At 75.1% G+C, this 17,192-nt stretch carries 17 protein-coding genes; 4 read left to right on the top strand and 13 right to left on the bottom strand.

The genetic code is table 11. The features are described from left to right. Positions 1 to 14: 14 nt before the first annotated feature. The 12 genes from ACFV4G_RS13995 to ACFV4G_RS13940 all read right to left on the bottom strand — a co-directional run bounded on the left by ACFV4G_RS13995 (position 15) and on the right by ACFV4G_RS13940 (position 11,728). Positions 15 to 800 (bottom strand): DUF3050 domain-containing protein, encoded by a 786-nt coding sequence (locus tag ACFV4G_RS13995; RefSeq protein ID WP_380439886.1) that lies wholly within the window; start codon positions 798 to 800, stop codon positions 15 to 17. A 30-nt stretch (positions 801 to 830) separates the two neighbouring features. Further along, entirely contained in the window at positions 831 to 1,793 is a 963-nt protein-coding gene (locus ACFV4G_RS13990) for an alpha-ketoacid dehydrogenase subunit beta (protein ID WP_380439884.1), read from the bottom strand. Continuing rightward, on the bottom strand, positions 1,790 to 2,788 hold the full coding sequence (locus ACFV4G_RS13985) for a thiamine pyrophosphate-dependent dehydrogenase E1 component subunit alpha (RefSeq protein WP_380439882.1): 999 nt from the start codon (positions 2,786 to 2,788) through the stop codon (positions 1,790 to 1,792). The genes ACFV4G_RS13990 and ACFV4G_RS13985 overlap by 4 nt, the downstream gene beginning before the upstream one ends. After that, positions 2,785 to 3,696 (bottom strand): phytanoyl-CoA dioxygenase family protein, encoded by a 912-nt coding sequence (locus tag ACFV4G_RS13980; RefSeq protein ID WP_380439880.1) that lies wholly within the window; start codon positions 3,694 to 3,696, stop codon positions 2,785 to 2,787. The genes ACFV4G_RS13985 and ACFV4G_RS13980 overlap by 4 nt, the downstream gene beginning before the upstream one ends. Positions 3,697 to 3,745: 49 nt before the next feature. Next, positions 3,746 to 4,726, bottom strand: a complete 981-nt coding sequence (gene hppD / locus ACFV4G_RS13975) for a 4-hydroxyphenylpyruvate dioxygenase (RefSeq protein WP_380439878.1) — start codon at positions 4,724 to 4,726, stop codon at positions 3,746 to 3,748. Positions 4,727 to 4,780: 54 nt separating this feature from the next. Then, positions 4,781 to 6,025, bottom strand: a complete 1,245-nt coding sequence (locus ACFV4G_RS13970) for a beta-ketoacyl-[acyl-carrier-protein] synthase family protein (protein WP_380439876.1) — start codon at positions 6,023 to 6,025, stop codon at positions 4,781 to 4,783. Beyond that, complete coding sequence (locus tag ACFV4G_RS13965) at positions 6,022 to 7,674, bottom strand: class I adenylate-forming enzyme family protein (RefSeq protein ID WP_380439874.1); 1,653 nt, start codon at positions 7,672 to 7,674, stop codon at positions 6,022 to 6,024. Before ACFV4G_RS13965 ends, ACFV4G_RS13970 begins: the two co-directional genes overlap by 4 nt. A 216-nt stretch (positions 7,675 to 7,890) precedes the next feature. Next, complete coding sequence (locus tag ACFV4G_RS13960; protein WP_380439872.1) at positions 7,891 to 8,403, bottom strand: hypothetical protein; 513 nt, start codon at positions 8,401 to 8,403, stop codon at positions 7,891 to 7,893. Positions 8,404 to 8,621: 218 nt separating this feature from the next. Beyond that, a complete protein-coding gene (locus ACFV4G_RS13955) occupies positions 8,622 to 9,740 on the bottom strand; it encodes a beta-ketoacyl synthase N-terminal-like domain-containing protein (RefSeq protein ID WP_380439870.1) in 1,119 nt (372 codons plus the stop codon). Further along, positions 9,737 to 9,997, bottom strand: a complete 261-nt coding sequence (locus ACFV4G_RS13950; protein ID WP_380439868.1) for an acyl carrier protein — start codon at positions 9,995 to 9,997, stop codon at positions 9,737 to 9,739. Before ACFV4G_RS13950 ends, ACFV4G_RS13955 begins: the two co-directional genes overlap by 4 nt. Beyond that, entirely contained in the window at positions 9,994 to 10,287 is a 294-nt protein-coding gene (locus tag ACFV4G_RS13945; protein WP_380439866.1) for a phosphopantetheine-binding protein, read from the bottom strand. Before ACFV4G_RS13945 ends, ACFV4G_RS13950 begins: the two co-directional genes overlap by 4 nt. Before the next feature lie 31 nt (positions 10,288 to 10,318). After that, on the bottom strand, positions 10,319 to 11,728 hold the full coding sequence (locus tag ACFV4G_RS13940; protein WP_380439864.1) for a class I adenylate-forming enzyme family protein: 1,410 nt from the start codon (positions 11,726 to 11,728) through the stop codon (positions 10,319 to 10,321). Positions 11,729 to 11,953: 225 nt separating this feature from the next. Between ACFV4G_RS13940 and ACFV4G_RS13935 the strand changes: the two genes are divergently transcribed. From ACFV4G_RS13935 to ACFV4G_RS13920, 4 genes are all read left to right on the top strand, one after another. Further along, positions 11,954 to 13,045, top strand: a complete 1,092-nt coding sequence (locus ACFV4G_RS13935) for an alpha-hydroxy acid oxidase (protein ID WP_380439862.1) — start codon at positions 11,954 to 11,956, stop codon at positions 13,043 to 13,045. A gap of 119 nt (positions 13,046 to 13,164) precedes the next feature. Then, positions 13,165 to 13,941 carry a class I SAM-dependent methyltransferase gene (locus ACFV4G_RS13930; RefSeq protein ID WP_380439861.1) on the top strand — a complete coding sequence of 259 codons (777 nt, stop codon included), beginning with the start codon at positions 13,165 to 13,167 and terminating at the stop codon, positions 13,939 to 13,941. A 204-nt stretch (positions 13,942 to 14,145) separates the two neighbouring features. Beyond that, positions 14,146 to 15,078 (top strand): alpha/beta hydrolase, encoded by a 933-nt coding sequence (locus ACFV4G_RS13925; protein ID WP_380439859.1) that lies wholly within the window; start codon positions 14,146 to 14,148, stop codon positions 15,076 to 15,078. Further along, positions 15,075 to 16,364 carry a PLP-dependent aminotransferase family protein gene (locus ACFV4G_RS13920; protein ID WP_380439857.1) on the top strand — a complete coding sequence of 430 codons (1,290 nt, stop codon included), beginning with the start codon at positions 15,075 to 15,077 and terminating at the stop codon, positions 16,362 to 16,364. Before ACFV4G_RS13925 ends, ACFV4G_RS13920 begins: the two co-directional genes overlap by 4 nt. 59 nt (positions 16,365 to 16,423) lie before the next feature. On the opposite strand, the gene ACFV4G_RS13915 is transcribed toward ACFV4G_RS13920, so the two are convergent. Then, positions 16,424 to 17,188, bottom strand: coding sequence for an ABC transporter permease (locus ACFV4G_RS13915; protein ID WP_380439855.1), 765 nt, complete (start codon positions 17,186 to 17,188; stop codon positions 16,424 to 16,426). Between the last annotated feature and the right edge of the window lie 4 nt (positions 17,189 to 17,192).

Here is a 17,192-nt window from a genome sequence, read left to right as displayed (position 1 = left end):
GTCGGAAAGCTTCGTCAGAAAGCCTTCTCGATGGCCGTCCAGAGCTGCGCCCTGGCCCGCAGGGCGAGCCGGACGGTCTCGGCGCACGCCGCCCACTTCGCGTCGTCCTCGCCGCACAGGTCGATCAGCATCTGCATGGCCATCGGGGTGTGCTGCTCGCCGTCCACCTCGATGTGCCGCACGAGGTAGTCCTTGAAGACGGTGAGCGCACCGTCCGGGTCGTCGATCCGCACCACCTGGGCGAACATGTCCGGGATCAGGTCCTCCCGGCCGAAGGCGAAGGCGGCGGCCCGGCAGTGCACGGGCGCGTTCTCGACGATCGACCACGTGGTGCCGGTGAAGTCGGCGGCGGCCTGCGGCACCCCGGCCGCCTTCAGTGCCTCCGGGACGGCCGTGCCGGCGCCCAGCAGCTCCAGGAAGGCCTCGACCGGGCCGGTGTCGGCACCCGCCCGGCGCATCCCGTCGACGTACAGCTCGAAGTGGCTGGTGTAGCCCTCGCCGAGCTCGTCGCTCTCCTCGACCAACACGATCTCGTTGATCAGCCGTCGGCTCGCGGTCGGGCCGGCCGGCACCCACGGGACGTCGACGCAGGTCAGGTCGCGCTGGAGGCTCTTGAGCAGCGACATGAAGTCCCAGACGGCGAAGACGTGGCTCTCCAGGAACGTGCGGACCCGACCGAGGCCGGTCAGCCCGCCGTAGACGGTGTGGCCGACCACCTCGCGGCGCAGCGGGTCGACGGCCTGCTGGAGGCCGGTGAGGCCGGGGTGCGAACGGTCCCAGTGGTAGCGGTTGGTGGACATGCGGAGTCCTTTCGGGGGAGAGGGGAGGGGCTACTTGAGTACCGCGTACAGCGCGCGGCGCAGCTGGTCGCGGCTCGGCTGGAGGGCGCGGTCGAGGGCGGGGGCGAACGGCAGGACGGCGCCGTCCGGGCGGGTGACCCGGCGCGGCGGGGCGGTGAGGCGCAGCTCCTCGGCGGCGGTGGCGAGCACCTCGGCGCCGAAGCCGCAGCTGCGGTTGGAGTCGTCGAACACGACCAGCCGGCCGGTGCGTTCGAGCGAGGCGGCGAGCGCGGGCCAGTCGAGCGGATGGAGCGTGCGCGGGTCGAGGACCTCGACGGAGATCTCCTCGGCGACCTCCTCGGCCACCGCGAGCGCGTCGTGGACGAGGTGGCCGACGGCGACGACGGTGACGTCGGTGCCGGAGCGGTGGATCCGGGCCCGGCCGAGCGGGACCGGCGCGAGCTCCCACGTCACCGTCTCCCGGACGGGCAGGGCGGCGGCGGGTGCGAACAGGACGACCGGGTCCGGGTCGCGGATGGCCGAGCGCAGCAGCCCGTAGGCGTCGGTCGGGGTGGCGGGCACGACCGTCTTCACCCCGGCGTGCGCGAAGAGGCTGTACGGGTGGTCGGAGTGCTGGCCCGCCCAGCCGTCCCGGGAGCCGGAGCCGGGCACGACGCAGGTCAGCGGCACGCCCGCCTGGCCGCCGGTCATCAGGGAGAACTTGTGGGCCTGGTTGACGAGTTGCTCGAAGACCAGGAACAGCAGCGAGGGGATCTGGAACTCCAGTACGGGCCGCCGCCCTGCGAGCGCGGCGCCGATCGCCATCGCGGTGAACGCCTGCTCGGAGAGCGGGGTGTCGACGATCCGCTCCGGGCCGAAGCGGTCCAGCAGCCCGAGCGTGGGGCCGGCCAGGCCGGCGCCGATGTCCTCGCCGAACACGCAGACCGCAGGGTCCGCGGCGAGCTCGTCGGCGAGCGCCCGGTTGAGCGCCTTGGTGTACGACAGGCGGGTCATATCACCGCTCCTGCTCTGGGGCGCAGCCCGTCGGCGTACAGGTGGTCGGCGGCGCCGGCCGGGTCGGGGTGTGCGGATGCCAGCGCGAAATCCTCGGCACTGGAAAGGAGTTGTGAGACTTCTGTGTCGATCGTGGCGACCGCGGCGGGGTCGAGCAGGGCGGCGGCCCGGGGCAGTGGGTCGCGGGTGCGCCAGGCGTCGACCTCCTCGGGGGTGCGGTAGCGCGGTTTCATCCGGCGTTCCATGGTGTGGTGGCCCTCGAAGCGGTAGGTGCGGCACTCCAGGAAGGCCGGGCCGCCGCCGCTGCGCGCCCGGTCGACGGCGCGGCGGGCGGCGGCGCGGACGGCCTCGGTGTCCATCCCGTCGACCTCCTCGGCGGGGATGCCGAAGGCGGCCGCCCGGCCGGTCGCGCTGCCCGCGACCGCCGCGGCGGCGGGCAGGGTGGTCGCGTAGCCGTTGTCCTCGCACACGAAGACCACCGGCAGCCGCCACATCGCCGCGAGGTTGAACGACTCCAGCACCACGCCCTGGTTGAGCGCGCCGTCGCCGAAGAACGCGACCGCGACCCGGCCGCCGCCGGCCTGCCGGGCCGCCCACGCGGCGCCGACGGCGATCGGCGCGCCCGCGCCGACGATGCCGTTGGCGCCGAGGATGCCGAGCGACAGGTCGGCGGCGTGCATCGAGCCGCCCCGGCCGCCGTTCAACCCGTCCACCCGGCCCGCGAGTTCGGCGAGCAGCCGGTGCGGCGCGGCGCCCCGGGCGAGCACGTGGCCGTGGCCGCGGTGGGTGCTGGTGAGCCGGTCGGTGGGGCCGAGCGCGGAGCAGACGCCGACCGCGACGGCCTCCTGTCCGATGTACGGGTGGATGCCGCCGGGGATCGCGCCGGCCCTCACGAGGGCGAGCGCGAGTTCCTCGAAGCCGCGGATCAGCCGCAGCATCCGGTACCGCTCGGCGGGCGTGTCGAGCGGCGCCGTCGCGGCGGCCGTGCCCGTCACAGCGCCCCTTGCCAGATCGCCGGGCAGAAGTCCGGGTCGGCGTAGTCGGGCCGGCCGTCGGCGGTGCGGCGGACCAGCACGTCGTGGTTGTAGACCACCGGGCCGCCGTCCGGCCGCTCGTGGCGGCGGTAGGCGTTGGCGCCGTCCTGGAGGTGCAGGGAGACGGCCCGGCGGGGGAAGGACGCCAGGTTGGGGCCGCTGCCGTGGTAGGTGCGGCAGTGGTGGAAGCTCATGTGGCCGCGCGGGATCGGCATCGGGACCTTCCGCACCTGCTGCCCGTTGTGGGCGGCGTTCGCGGCGAGGATGGCCTCCAGCTCGGAGCCGTCGCGGTCGGCGAAGTGCCGGGTGGAGTCCTCGCCGGAGGCGAGCTCCTGCCAGCGGTGACTGCCGTCGATCATGGTGATCGTGCCGTTCTCGTCGCCGCAGTCGTGGAAGGGGATGAACGCGGTGAGCATCTCCTCCGAGGTGCAGGTCTGCCAGTAGTGCTTGTCGAAGTGCCACGGCACCCGGTTGGTGGGCTCCTCGGGCACCGGCGGCTTGTAGATCAGGGTGGCCTGGAAGATCCGGATCTCCTCGGCCCCGGCGAGCAGCGCGGCGACGGCGCCGACCAGCGGCTTGCGCAGGACCGCGCCGATCGCGTCGCTCTCGTAGTGGACGTAGTCGTTGTGCCGCTGGACCGGGCCGTCCGCCGGCGTCCAGGAGGCCAACCGGGCCGGACGGACGGGGAGTTCGCGGTCGCGGTGGCCCGCGTAGTAGAGCTCGGTGGCGGCCTGGAGGGAGTCCAGCTCGGCGTCGCTGAACAGCCTGTGGGACAGGTACCAGCCGTACGTCCGGTAGTGGTCGACGTCGTCGGGGGTGGGCAGCAGCGCTCGTTCGGCGTCGGTGAGGTGGAACTCTGCGGTGGTCACTGATGTGCCTTTCGAGGGTGGGCCGGGCGTGCCTTTCGAGGCCGGTCGGTCACCGGGCGGCGGCCGAGCTCTGCCGCTCGACGGCCTCGTACAGGGCCCTGATGTTGGCGGTGCCGAAGGTGCCGGCGCCCTGGCGCTCGATGAGCTCCAGGAAGTACGTCCGCCGGGGGTGGGTGGAGCGGGCGAAGATCTGGAAGAGCTGCCCGCCGTGGTCCTGGTCGACCAGGACGTGCAGTTCGCGCAGCGTCCCCACCGGGATGGCGGTCTCGCCGAACCGCTCGGCGAGGGCGTCGAAGTAGGCGTCAGGGGTGCTCAGGAACTCCACGCCGCGGGCCCGGATCGTGCGGACGGCGGTCGCGATGTCGGCGGTGCGGAAGGCGAGGTGCTGGACGCCGGCGCCCTCGTTGGCGGCGAGGAACTCGTCGATCTGGCCGGGGCGCCGGCCGGTGTCCGGCTCGATCAGCGTGAAGGTGACCTCGCCGGAGGCGCTCTGCACGACGCTGGAGTCCATGGCCTGCTCGCCCACCTCGATGTACTCGCCGAAGATCCGGTGGAGGCCGAGCGCCGCCTCGCAGAACCTTACGGCGTCCGCGAGTTGGCCGCCGGGGACGCAGATCGCGACGTGGTCGAGGGCGTCCAGCAGCCCGGGCGCGGACGCTCCGGCGCCGGGCGGCACGAACCGCAGCGCGACGTCGCCGAAGCCGGCGACCAGTGCGCCGTCGCGGTCGAGCACCCGGGCGCCGTGCCGCTCGGCGCGCTCCATGGCCGCCTGCGGGTCCTCGCAGCCGAGCGCGAGCACGGCGACGCCGTCCCCGTGCCGGGCGACGAACTCGGCGACGGGGTGGCCGGGCCGGGCTGCCGAGACGAGGTGCAGGCGGATGTCGCCCTGGTGGACGCGGACGGTGCGCAGGCCGTCGGGCGAGGTCTGCGGGGCGTCGGCGGCGAAGCCGTAGTCGGCGCGCAGCCCGGCGGCCGTCTTGTCGGCGTCCGCGCACGCGAACTCGACATGGGTGATGGTCTGGATGGACAACGGGATCTCCCCCTCGGGAGCGACGAAGAACGGGTAACGGCCGGTGGCGTCGGGCTACTTGGCGCGCCGGGTGGACGCCGGGCCGAGGATCAGGCTGAGGTTGTGGCCCCCGAAGGCGAAGGCGTTGCTCAGCGCCGCGCGCACCGGCGCGGTCCGGGCCGCGCCCCGGACGTGGTCGAGGTCGCAGGCCGGGTCGGGGTCGGCCAGGTTGCGGGTCGGCGGCAGCGTTCCCCGTGCCACCGCGAGCGCGGTCACCGCGGCCTCCAACGCGCCTGCGGCGCCCAGGAGATGCCCGGTCGCTCCCTTGGTGGAGGAGACGGCCGGCGGCTGCGGCCCGAACACGGTGCGCAGTGCGGCGGTCTCGGCGGCGTCGCCGAGCCTGGTGCCGGTGCCGTGCGCGTTCACGTAGTCGATGTCGCCGGGCGCGAGGCCCGCGTTGGCCAGCGCGGCGCGCATCGCGTCGGCGGCGCCCGCGCCGTCGGGGCGGGGCATGGTCGGGTGGTGGGCGTCGGTGGAGGCGCCCCAGCCGAGGACGTCCGCGTACCCGGCGGCGCCGCGCGCGTCGGCGTGCCCGGCGCGCTCCAGGACGAGGACGGCGCTGCCCTCGCCGAGCACGAAGCCGTTGCGGCGGGCGTCGAACGGCCGGCTCGCCTCCTCCGGATCGTCCCAACCCTGGGCCAGTGCACGGGCGTTGGTGAAGGCGGCGGCGATCGTCGGGTGCAGCGAGGACTCCGTCCCGCCGCACACCACCACGTCCGCGTCCCCGGCCCGGATCAGCCGCAGGCCCTCGGCGACCGCCTGGGCGCCCGCCGCGCAGGCCGTCACGACGGCCGAGCTGTAGCCGCGGATCCCGTGCTTGATGGCGATCCGGGCGGTCGCCATGTTGGAGAGCATTCCCGGCAGCAGGTACGGGCTGACGCCCGGGCGGCCGCGCTCCAGGCGGCGGTGCGACTGCTGCTCGAAGGTTTCGAGCCCGCCCCCGCCGGTGGCCAGCACGACGGCCGTCCGGTGCGGGTCCACGTCCCGCCCGACGACCAGGCCGGCGTCGGCGAGCGCGTCGTCCGCGGCGGCCAGGGCGAGCAGCACGAATCTGTCCACGCAGCGGGTCTCGGTGGGCGGCAGCACCTCGCGGCCGTCCACCGGCGGCGCGATCCCGGCGACCGGCAGCCAGCCGTGGGCGGGATGTCCCTCGGGCACGGCGCTCAGGCCCGAGCGGCCCGCCGCGAGGGCGTCGAAGACGTCGGCGGGCTTGCGGCCGAGCGGCGAGACGAGCCCGAGGCCGGTGACGACAACGCTCATGCCCGCACCTCCGCCAGGTGGCGCTCCCGCAGCAGGACCTTGCGGACCTTGCCGGTCGGGCCGAGCGGGAGGTCGTCGGCGCGGACCACGAGCACCCGGCGGACGGTCGCCGCGGCGGCCTCGTCCAGGGCGGCGACGACGTCCTTCGTCCGGTCGGCGGCCGGGTCGGCGCCGTCGGAGAGGAGGAGCAGCACGTCGGTGACGACGCGCTCGCCGTCCCGGACGGCGACGACCGTGCAGTCCGTCACGTCCGGGCACGCGGCCAGCACGCGTTCCTCCGACATCGCGGTGAACAGCCGTGAGCCGTCGCCGAGTTCGACGGAGTCGACGGCCCGGTCGACGTGGTAGTAGTAGCCCTCCTCGTCCCGGTACACGAGGTCGCCGGTGAGGAAGCGGCCGCGGATCCTGGTGCGGAAGGTGGTCGCCGAGTCGTTCCAGTAGCCGAGTGCCAGGGTGGGCGAGGCGGTGGCGAGTTCGCCGATCTCGCCGGGGCCGAGCGGTTCGCCGTCCGGGCCGACGACGGCGCAGTCGACGAAGGCGTGCGGGCGCCCGACGCAGCGCCCGTAGCGGTCGGTGCCGGGCCCGTGGGTGATGAAGAAGTGCGAGTGGCCCATCTCGGTGGAGCCGAGCCCGTCGACGAACAGCGAGCCGGGTTCGCGGGTGCGGCCGGCGCGGGTGACGGTCTCCCGGCTGCCGGTGGCGATCAGGCGGCGGATGTGCGTCTCGTGGGCGCAGTCGCCGGTGTTCCACCACAGGGCGACGGACGCGAGGTCGCGCGCCGCCAGGTCGTGGCGGGCGAGGTCGGCCCAGGTGGCGGCGAAGCCGACCACGCCGGACGGCTGCCAGCGCTCGATCGCGTCCAGCACACCAGCGCCGGACTGGCCTGAGAGCAGCGCGAGTTGAGTATGCGAGCTGAGGGCGAGGTTGACCGCGATCAGGGTCGCCGCGTGCGGCGCGGGCAGCGCGCTGAGCATCCGGTCCTGCCCCTGCGGGCGCGGCAGCCGCAGCCGGTGGCGGATCGCCGCGTACAGGCTCGCGTGCGAGTGGACGACGGCCTTCGGCATCCCGGTCGTGCCCGAGGAGTGGGTGATCGCGACCGGGTCGTCGGACCAGTGCCGGTGGGGCTCCGGTGCGGCGTCCGGGTCGCCGGCGCCGAGGGTGGCGATCTCCGGGAGCAGCCTGGCGCCGGGCTCGTGGCCGGCCAGCGCGGCCAGGTGGGCCGGGTCGGCGAGGACGCCGGCGGCGCCGAGGCGCGCGGTGTAGCGGGCGGCCCGCTCGCCGTCCAGGTGCGGGTTGAGCAGGGCGGGGATCGCGCCGAGGCGGGCCAGCGCGAGGAAGGCGAGCACGTGGTCGGCGGCGTCGCTCGCGTAGACGACGACGGGGTCGCGCCGCCCGATGCCGAGGCCGTGCAGGGCGGCGGCGCGGGCGCGGACGGCGCGGTCGAGCTCGCGCAGGCTGAGGGCGTGCCAGGCGGGGTGCTCGTCGACCCGCGTGTCGAAGGTGAGGAGCGGGTCGTCCAGGCCGAGGCCGAGTGCGAGGCGGCTGGTCAGTACGGAGCCGGCGCCGACGTCCGGGTCGTCGGCGAGGAGGCCGCGGACGCGGCCCGTCGTGGCAGGCGTGGTGCGTGCGGTCGTGCGGGGGGTGGTCACGGGGGCGGATCCCTCCCTTGGTGCCGGGGTTGGCCCCGGCGGTGGGCTTGGGGCTGGGCGCTCAGGCCGCGCGTGCGCGCGGCGACGGCGGCTGTCCCGGGTGTCCTGACCCGGGTGTGTGTGCGGGTTCGGGCGACTGTGCCCGGGTGTGTGGGCCCGGGCGACGGAGGCGGGGGCGCAGGTGTGCCCGGCAACGGCGGCCGGCGGCGGGTCGGTTCAGCTCTCGACGAGGAGGGCGACGGCCCGGTCGCCGTCCTCCTCCTGTTCGGCGGCGAGGACGAGGACCCGGTCGGCGTCGCCGTCGGCGAGGAGCAGGGCGGCGAGGTCGAGAGCGTCCGCGGGGACGGTGCCGGGCGGGGCGGGCTCGGCCGGGCTGATCGCGACGACGGGGCCGGTCAGGCCCCAGCGGGCGGCGATGTGCCCGAGGACGGCGTTGGGGTTGGACTGGAAGAACAGCAGCGGGGCTGTCCGGCGGCCGGGTGCGGCGCCCTCGTCGATGGCCCGCGCGGTGGCGCGGTCGCCGCTCGCGCTGGCGAGCAGCAGCGCCGTGCGCCCGGGCGCGGGTGCGTCTCCGTGGTGGGCGCGCAGGCAGCGTTCGGCGGTGTGGGCGACGAGCGGGTTGAAGGTGGAGGCGGCGAAGCCGGGCAGGGGCGGCAAGGGGTCGTCCGCCCGGTCGGGATCGGGCCAGTGGGCCTCGGCGAGGATGCGCAGGGGCGGCGGCAGGAGCATGGGCGGGGCGGTCCTGGTGTGGGCGGAGGGAACCGGGGGCGGCCGGCGGTGTGCGGCCGGGCGATTCCGGGGTGGGCGGGGGTTTGTCGGGTGGGGTTGCACGACGGGCGCGTCGCGGGTGGAGCCGGGGCGGGGTGCCCGGCGCTCCGGACCCGGCCGGGTGTTCGGAGGGGTCGGCCCGAAGCCTGCGTGCGCACCGACCGGTTGACGGTCGCCGCTCATGCGCGGGCCACGAGGAGGGCGGTGTTGGCGCCCCCGAAGGCGGAGTTGAGGCTGAGGGCGTAGCGCGGTGCGGCGGCGCGCGGTCCGTCCAGGACGAGGTCGAGGCCGACGTCCGGGTCCGGGCCGAGCCAGCCGGCGTTCACCGGGAGCCGTCCGCTGAGCAACGCGCCGATGGTGACGGCGAGTTCGAGCAGTGCGGAGGCCTCCAGGGCGTGGCCGTGGACGGACTTGCTGGAGCTGACCGGCAGGCGGGCGGTGTGCGCGCCGAACACGCGGTGCAGCGCCAGGGCTTCGGCCCGGTCGGCCAGTGTGGAGCCGGTGCCGTTGGCGTTGACGTAGCCGACATCGGCCGGCCCGGCGCCCGCGCGGGCGAGCGCGGCCCCGATGGCGCGGGCCACGCCGGCGCCGTCGGGCTCCGGGCGGCACACGTGGTGGGCGTCCCCGGTGCGGCCCCAGCCGGCCAGCCGGGCGAGCGCGGTGGCGCCGCGCCGCTCGGCGGCCGGGGCGGCCTCGACCAGGACGGCGGCCGCCGCGTCGCCCAGCAGCGTGCCGGTCCGGCCGGTGCTGAACGGGCGCAGCTCGCCGTCGCGGGCGAGGGCGCGGCCCGCGTCGAAGACCGCGAACACGCCCGGTTCGACGAGGTGCCCGGCGGCCACCAGCACCCGCTCGTGCCGCCCGGCGGCGACCAGCGAGGCTGCGTCGGCGACAGCGGTCGCCGCCGCCACGCAGGCACCCGTGTAGACGCGGGTGACGCCGTGGAGTCCCCAGGCGCTGGCGAGTCCGGCCGCGACGGCGTCGGCCGTCGCACGGGTGCGCAGGTCGCCGTGCAGTGCGAGCAGGACGGGCGTCGCCGCGCCGTCGGCGGCGCCGAGCCCGGCCTGGCGGCAGGCCTGGCCGACCGCGTCCAGCACCGCGTCGGCGAACGGCACCGGTGCGGGCAGCAGGGCGGCCCGGGTGGTGCGGCACGCGCTCACGTCGAAGCGGGTGACGGCGCCGAAGGCGGCCTTGCCGTGGGCGGCGGCCTCGGTGAGTTCGCCGAGGCCGCGCCCGGCCGCGCTGAGCACGCCGACGCCGCTGACCACCGGACGGGCGGCGGCCGGGAGGACGGCGGTCATGGCTGCGCGGCTCCGGGGGAGGTGCTCGCCAGGAGGGCCTCGCGCAGCAGTCCGGTGGCGTCGTCGACGGTCCGCACGGCGGCGAAGCGCTCGTCGTCGAGGTCGACCTCGATGCCGTAGCGCTGCTCGAACTCGGCGATCAGCCAGGTGAGTTCCAGCGATCCGAGCTCGTCGGGCACGGTGTCGGCGGCGCGCTGCCCGAACGCCGCCAGCATGTCCACGACCTCGGCGCGGTCCGGCCGGCCGGCGCGCGTCACGCGGCGCTGCCGGCGGCCGCGCCGGCCGGGTCCTGGGCCCCGGCGGCCGCGATGCGCCGGACGACGTCGGCGGTGAACTCGTCGAGCGTCATCATCGCGGTGGTCTCCATCTCGTCGAGGTCGAACTTGACCCCGAACTCGTCCTCGACCTGGACCGACAGGTCGGCCAGCGCGAGCGATTCGAGGTCCAGCCCGGCCGGGCCGAGGTCGGTGTCGCCGGTGACCCCGGAGACGTCGTACTGCATCTGGGCGAGGGCGGAGAGGACGAAGTCGCGGATGCGGTCCTGCATGGAGGGCTCCTAGGAGAGGAAGGCGCGCTGGTCAGCGGGCGGTGGTGGCTGTGGCGGCGTCGCGCAGGGCGGCCGGGTCGCGCAGCAGCTTTCCGGTCGCGGTGCGCGGGAGTCGGGGGAGGAGGGCGAGCCGGCGGGGCCGCTTGTAGGCGGCCAGGCGGCGGCTGAGCCCGTCCTGGACGGCGGCCGGGTCGGCGCCGGCTTCGAGGGCGAGGTACGCCTCGATGGCGCCGTCCTCGAAGACCACGACGGCCTCGCGGACGGCGGGCAGAGCGGTGAGCGTCTGCTCGACCTCGGTGAGGTCCACCTTGAGGCCGCCGATGGACACTTGGGAGTCCAGCCGGCCGAGGACGGTGACCTCGCCGGTGTCCGGGTCGAGCAGGGCGGCGTCCCGGGTGTGCAGCCAGCCGTCCGACCAGCGGGCCGGGTCGTCCAGCCCCGGGTAGGGCGAGGTGCCCGCCGCGATCCGCAGCTCGCCCCCGACGAGCCGCAGCCGCATGCCGTGGACGGGCCGCTTGGCCGGGTGCAGCCCGCCCGAGAGGTCGGTGGCGATCACCCCGGTCTCGGTCATCCCGTACATCGTGCCGAGCGGGACGCCGTACCGGTCCGTGAACAGCGCGGCCAGGCCCGGACGGACCAGCTCGCCGGCCACCACCATCCGCCGCAGCCGGGGCAGCGGCGGCGGCGCGACCGCGCCGGCCAGCAGTTCGGCGTGGAACGGGACGCCGATGACGGTGACCGGCCGGTCGCCGCGGGCGGCGGCCGAGAGGATGCCCGCGGCCGTCATCCGCTCCGGCACGGTCAGCGCGGCGCGGGCGAACAGGGCGTTGAGCAGTCCGCCGACGAGGCCGAGCACGTGCACCACCGAGGAGAGCAGGACGACCCGCTCGCCCTCGCCGGGGTAGTCCACCAGCCTGCGGTAGCAGTCGAGTTCGCGCAGCAGGTCGGCGGCGGTGCGGGCGATCACCTTGGCCGGGCCGGTGGACCCGGAGCTCAGCTGGACCAGCGCGTGCCCGGTCCGGGCCGGCCGTCCGTCCGGCAGCCGCACGGCCACCGGCTCCACGTCGGAGAACCCGCGCAGTGCCGCCGCGGACCGGTGGGCGGAGCCCACCAGGACCTGCGGGGCCAGCCGGGCCACCGCCGCGTCGACCTCGTGGTCGGTCAACCGGTGGTCGAGCAACGCCACTTGGGCGCCGAGCCGCCATGCTGCCAGCAGCACGGCGACGAACGCCACCGAGGGCGGCAGCCGCAGGGCCGCCGTGCCGCCCGAGCCGAGACCGGCGGCGGCGAGCCGAGCGGTCTGCTCGTCGACGAGGGCGCGCAGGGCGGCCCGGTCGATCGGGCCGCCGAAGTGCAGGCACTCCTCGCCCCCGTCGCCGGCCAGCAGGAGCCGGTCGATCCAGTCGGGCGGGGCATCGGCGTGCGGCTGCGCGGGGAGCATCCGATCCGCGAGCGGAAGTGAAGAGCTTGAAAAGGCGGTCAACACCGCTCCACATAGTGAGGGGATTTGACATGGACGCCGTGAACAACCAAAACGGTCAATTCCGTGGCCAGACCTTGGCACAGACGATTGGTCAAATCAAGGTCTATACCAATGTGGTTGTTGCTCCTACGCTGCCGAACCGGGAGCGGTCCGCGCGTGGCCGTCCGGGAATTGGAGCTGCCCGTGGGAGTGACCACGCTGGCCGGGATCGAGCGCGCCGCGCGCGCACATCTCCCCCGCGAGATCTGGGACTTCATCGAAGGCGGCAGTGGCGCGGAACGCACCCTGGCGGCGAACCGGGAGGCGTTCTCCCGCTACGCGTTCCGGCCCCGCACGCTCGTCGACGTCTCGGCCTGCTCGCCCGCGACCACCCTGCTCGGCAGCCCGCTCGCGCTCCCGGTCGGCATCGCCCCGATGGCCTACCACCGGCTGGTCGACCCCGAGGGCGAGACGGCCACCGCGCGGGCGGCCGGCGCGGCCGGAGCCCTGCTCGTGGCCGGCATGTTCGCGAGCCGCACCCTGGAGGACATCACGGCCGCCGCCACCGGCCCGGTCTGGCTCCAGCTGTACTGGCTGCGCGAGCGCGCGGCCCTCGCGGCCCTGGTCGAACGGGCCGAGGCGGCAGGAATATCGGCCCTCGTGCTCACCGTGGACGCCCCCAGGATCGGCCGCCGCCTGCGCGACCTGCGCAACGGCTTCGCGATCCCGCCCGCCGTCCGCGCCGTCAACCTCGACCCGGCCCTGATGGCGGCCAGCCACCGTGCCGCGAGCGGGAGTTCGGGCATCGCCGACCACGCGCGCGAGCAGTTCGACCCCTCGCTGACCTGGGCCGACCTCGGCTGGCTGCGCGAGCGCACCCGGCTGCCGCTGGTCCTCAAGGGCGTCCTCACCGCCGAGGACGCCCGGCTCGCCGCCGAGCACGGCGCCGACGCCGTCGTGGTGTCCAACCACGGCGGACGGCAACTGGACGGTGCCGTGCCCGCGTTGGCCGCCCTCCCGGAGGTCGCCGACGCCGTGCCGGGCGCGCTGCCCGTCCTCCTCGACGGCGGTGTCCGCACCGGCGCGGACATCGCCCTCGCCCTCGCTCTCGGCGCCGCTGTCGTGCTCATCGGCCGCCCGGCGTTCTGGGGCCTCGCGACCGGCGGCGAGGCGGGCGTGCGCCGCGTCCTCGACCTCCTGCACGACGAACTGGAGCACACCCTGGCCCTGCTGGGCCGCCCCCGGCTCGCCGACCTGGACCGCTCGGCGGTCACTCCGTGGCCGGCACACCGGTGAATGTTCAACGGTCAAGAATCCCGCCGGGGTTCATTACCGGGCGTCCGAATATCGACAATGCCGAATCGGAACCGGGTTCAACCCCGAGACCGTTCGACCCCGACTGGGAGAACTCCCTCATGACGAAGAACGCGGACCGCTTCCCCGGCTGGGACTGGGACGACCCCGAGGGCCTCACCGCCCGCCTCGACGACTTCAGCGCGGACGTCGCCACCTGCGCGAAGCTGGAGGCCGCACCCGGCGGCCTGCCCCGCGACCACGCCGGCTTCCGCGAACTCGGCCTGACCGGAATCGAGTTCGCCGCATTCCGGACGGCACACCCGCACGGCCTCGGCACCGACCTCGCCACCCTGCGCAGTCCCGACGCCGCCACCGAGCCCGGCACGCTCTACCGCGTCGACGGCGACCGCTGGTTCACCCAGCTGGACGTCTCCCGGCCGCTGCCCTTCGCCGACGCCAGCGTCGACTGGGTCTACGCCGAGCACCTGATCGAGCACGTCACCCTGCCCGTCGCGGCCGGCTGGCTGCGCGAGGCCCGCCGCGTCCTGCGCCCCGGCGGCGTCCTGCGGATCACCACCCCCGACCTCGCCCGCTACCTGGTCGGCTACGCCACCGGCGACGGCTTCCTCGCCAAGCACCGCCGCCGCCTGACCACCCTCGGCTTCGGCCCGCCGATGCCCGCGCGCCCCGCCTTCCTGGTTAACCAGATCTTCCGGCACTACGGCCACCAGTGGATCTACGACCTCGACGAGCTCCGGCACGTGCTCGGCCTGGCCGGCTTCGAGGCCGGGCGGATCCGCCACTGCGCCTACCGCGAGGGCGCCCGCGCCGACGTCGCCGACCTCGACACCGCCTTCCGCACCGACGAGACCATCTACGTCGAGGCCGACCGCTGACCACAGGAGTGTAGGGGTGTGCCTTTCGGGTCAGGCCGGGTGCCGCGACGCCAGGGCACGCGCCTCGCCGCGTTGTCGTCGGTCGCCGATACTCCGCATGGACTCTCCCCCAGCCTTCGGCCGGGAGGTGCCCCCATCCTCCGCCTTGCGATGCACGCACCCTGACGCCGCGGCTCTCCGACCCGACCCGAAAGGCACCCCCCCATGCCCCTCCACCCCCAAGCCGAGGCCCTGCGCGCCCGCCGCGCGACCTCCGGCGCGCCGCCCCTCTACACCCTCACCCTCGCCGAGGCCCGCGCCGCCGACCTCGCGGACATCCGCGCGGCGGCGGGCGCACCCGAACCGGTCGCCTCCGTCGAGGAGTTCACCGTCCCCGGCCCCGGCGGCGACCTCGCCCTCCGCCTCCACCGGCCGGCCGCCGACGGCGAACCTCCCGTCCTGCTCTACCTGTTCGGCGGCGGCTGGACCCTCGGCTCGCTCGACACCGGCGACGCGATCTGCCGCCGCCTGACCAACGCCGTCGGCTGCGCCACCGTCTCCGTCGGCTACCGGCTCGCCCCCGAACACCCCTTCCCCGCCGCCCTCCACGACTGCCGCGCCGCCGTCCACTGGCTGGCCGCCCACGCCAAGAGCCTCGGCCTGGACCCCGCCCGCCTCGCCGTCGGCGGCGACAGCGCGGGCGGCAACCTCACCGCCGCGCTCACCCTCCTGCTGCGCGACGAGGGCGGCCCGGCCGTGCGCCACCAGCTGCTCGTCTACCCCAACACCGACCACGCCGCCGACACCCCCTCGTTGCGCGAGCACGACGACCCGCTGCTCTTCAACCGCCGTTCGGCCGCCTGGTACTGGGGCCACTACCTCGCCGACCCGGCCGACGGCGCCGACCCGTACGCCTCCCCGCTGCGCGCCCCGAGCCTGGCCGGCCTGCCGCCCGCGACCGTCATCACCGCCGAGTACGACCCGCTGCGCGACGAGGGCGAGCAGTACGCCGCGGCCCTGCGCGCCGCGGGCGTCCCGGTCGGCGCACGGCGGTACGAGGGCGTGCCGCACGGCTTCTTCGCCATGACGGGCGTCCTGGACGCCGCCGCCGAGGCCCAGCGGTACGCCGCCGAGCGCCTGCGCGAGGCCCTGCGATGACCCTCGACCTGGCGGACCTGCACGCCTCCCTCTCCGACCCGCTGCTCGACGCGATGACCTTCCTCAACGAGGTCACCACCCGCTATCCCGACGCCGTCTCCTTCGCCCCCGGCCGCCCCTACGAGGGCTTCTTCGAGCCCGAGGACGTCCCGGCCCACCTGGACGCCTACCTCGCGCACCTGGCCGCCCGCGGCCTGGACCGGGACGCCGTCCGCACCGCGCTGTTCCAGTACGGCCCCACCAAGGGCATCATCGCCGACCTGGTCGCCCGCACCCTCGCCAACGACGAGGGCCTCACCGTCGCCCCCGAGGCCCTGGCGCTGACCGTCGGCGCCCAGGAGGGCATGCTGCTCGCCCTGCGCGCGCTGTGCGCCACGCCGGACGACGTCCTGCTGGTCAGTTCGCCCTGCTACGTGGGCGTCACCGGCGCCGCCCGGCTGCTCGACCTCACCACCCGCCCCGTTCCCGAGGGGCCGGCCGGCGGGCCCGACCCGGAGGCCGTCCGCGCCGCCGCCCGGGCCGTCCGCGCCGAGGGCCGGCGCCCGCGCGCGCTCTACGTCGTCCCCGACTTCGCCAACCCGTCCGGCACCAGCATGCCCGTCGACGCTCGCACCCGGCTGCTGGCCGTCGCGGCGGACGAGGACCTGCTCGTCATCGAGGACAACCCGTACGGCTTCTTCGTCCGCGCGTGCGGCGAACGGCCGACCCTCAAGGCGCTGGACCGCCACCGCCGGGTCGTCTACCTCGGCTCCTTCGCCAAGACCTGCTTCCCCGGCGCCCGCCTCGGCTACGTCGTCGCCGACCAGGAGGTGACCGGCCCGGGCGGCCGGCGCACCCTGCTGGCGGACGAGCTGGCCCGGCTCAAGAGCATGACGACGGTCAACACCCCGGCCCTCAGCCAGGCCGTCATCGGCGGCATGCTGCTGCGCCACGACTGCCGCCTGCGTGCCGCCAACGCCGCCGCCACGGCCCACTACGCGGCGGGGATGGACACGCTGCTGCGCGAGCTGGAACGGCACTTCCCGGCGTCCGCGCGCCGCCGCCTGGGGGTGTCCTGGAACCGGCCCGAGGGCGGCTTCTTCGCCGTCCTCACCGTGCCGTTCACGGCGGACGACGCGGCGATGGAGCGGTGCGCACGGGAGTACGGCGTGCTCTGGACGCCGATGGCGCCGTTCTACCCGGGGGGCGGCGGAGAGCGCCTGTTGCGGCTCTCCATCAGTTCGGTGACGCAGCGTCAGATCATCGAGGGAGTAGCCAAGTTGGCCGCCTTCATCACGTCCTGCTGAGCGGAACGACGAGAAGGGTCCGGCCTGTGCCGGCCGGGCCCTTCTCGTCGTTCCGCTCGTCAGCGCACGCGGGTCGAGAACAGCCGCGCCGACCAGTACACCGACAGGACGGTCATCACGACGACGACCAGCAGCCCCTGCCAGACCACGGCGTCGCCGGCGTGCCCCGAGAACAGCGCCCGCATGCCCTCCACGGCCCAGTAGAAGGGGTTCCAGTGAGCGGCGGAGCGCAGCCAGTCGGGCGCGAGGGTGAGCGGCAGCAGCACGCCCGACAGGAGCGCGATCGGCTGCGCGATGGTGTTCACGACCGGTGCCATCGCCGCGTCCGTCGGTACCATGAGCGCGATGCCGAAGGAGATCGCCGAGGTCATCAGTGCCAGCAGGCCGAGCAGCAGGTAGGCGAGCAGGAGGTTGAGCGGGCTCACTCGCAGCCCGAACGGCAGCGCGATCAGCGTGATGAGGACGGCCTGCACCAGTAGCGCCACCATCTCCCGCAGCGCGCGCCCGAGCAGCAGCGCCAGCCGGCTCACCGGCGTCACCCGGGAGCGCTCGATGATGCCGGCCTTGAGCTCGCCGAGCAGGCTGAAGCCGGTGAACAGGCCGCCGAAGATGCACAGCACCGCCAACAGGCCCGGCACGTAGACCTGGTAGGCGTCGGCGTAGCTGCTCGCGCCCTCGGGGGCGAGCACCTTCTTGAGCAGGGGAGCGAACAGCAGCAGGTAGAACAGGGGCTGGATGATTCCGACGGCGATCCAGACCGGGGTGCGGATCATCAGCAGCAATTGCCGCTGGAAGACCAGCCAGGTGTCACGGGCGAGCTTCACGCGA

The organism is Kitasatospora sp. NPDC059747 (genome assembly GCF_042732955.1).
In the GTDB taxonomy this organism is placed as follows: Bacteria; Actinomycetota; Actinomycetes; order Streptomycetales; family Streptomycetaceae; genus Kitasatospora.
This window is presented reverse-complemented; position numbering and strand designations above follow the sequence as displayed.

Bases quoted from the DNA above. Each gene is read 5' to 3' on its own strand.
- ACFV4G_RS13995 (WP_380439886.1), bottom strand. From the start codon at position 800: ATGTCCACCAACCGCTACCACTGGGACCGTTCGCACCCCGGCCTCACC.
- ACFV4G_RS13990 (WP_380439884.1), bottom strand. From the start codon at position 1,793: ATGACCCGCCTGTCGTACACCAAGGCGCTCAACCGGGCGCTCGCCGAC.
- ACFV4G_RS13970 (WP_380439876.1), bottom strand. From the start codon at position 6,025: ATGAGCGTTGTCGTCACCGGCCTCGGGCTCGTCTCGCCGCTCGGCCGC.
- ACFV4G_RS13960 (WP_380439872.1), bottom strand. From the start codon at position 8,403: ATGCTCCTGCCGCCGCCCCTGCGCATCCTCGCCGAGGCCCACTGGCCC.
- ACFV4G_RS13955 (WP_380439870.1), bottom strand. From the start codon at position 9,740: ATGACCGCCGTCCTCCCGGCCGCCGCCCGTCCGGTGGTCAGCGGCGTC.
- ACFV4G_RS13945 (WP_380439866.1), bottom strand. From the start codon at position 10,287: ATGCAGGACCGCATCCGCGACTTCGTCCTCTCCGCCCTCGCCCAGATG.
- ACFV4G_RS13940 (WP_380439864.1), bottom strand. From the start codon at position 11,728: ATGCTCCCCGCGCAGCCGCACGCCGATGCCCCGCCCGACTGGATCGAC.
- ACFV4G_RS13930 (WP_380439861.1), top strand. From the start codon at position 13,165: ATGACGAAGAACGCGGACCGCTTCCCCGGCTGGGACTGGGACGACCCC.
- ACFV4G_RS13925 (WP_380439859.1), top strand. From the start codon at position 14,146: ATGCCCCTCCACCCCCAAGCCGAGGCCCTGCGCGCCCGCCGCGCGACC.
- ACFV4G_RS13920 (WP_380439857.1), top strand. From the start codon at position 15,075: ATGACCCTCGACCTGGCGGACCTGCACGCCTCCCTCTCCGACCCGCTG.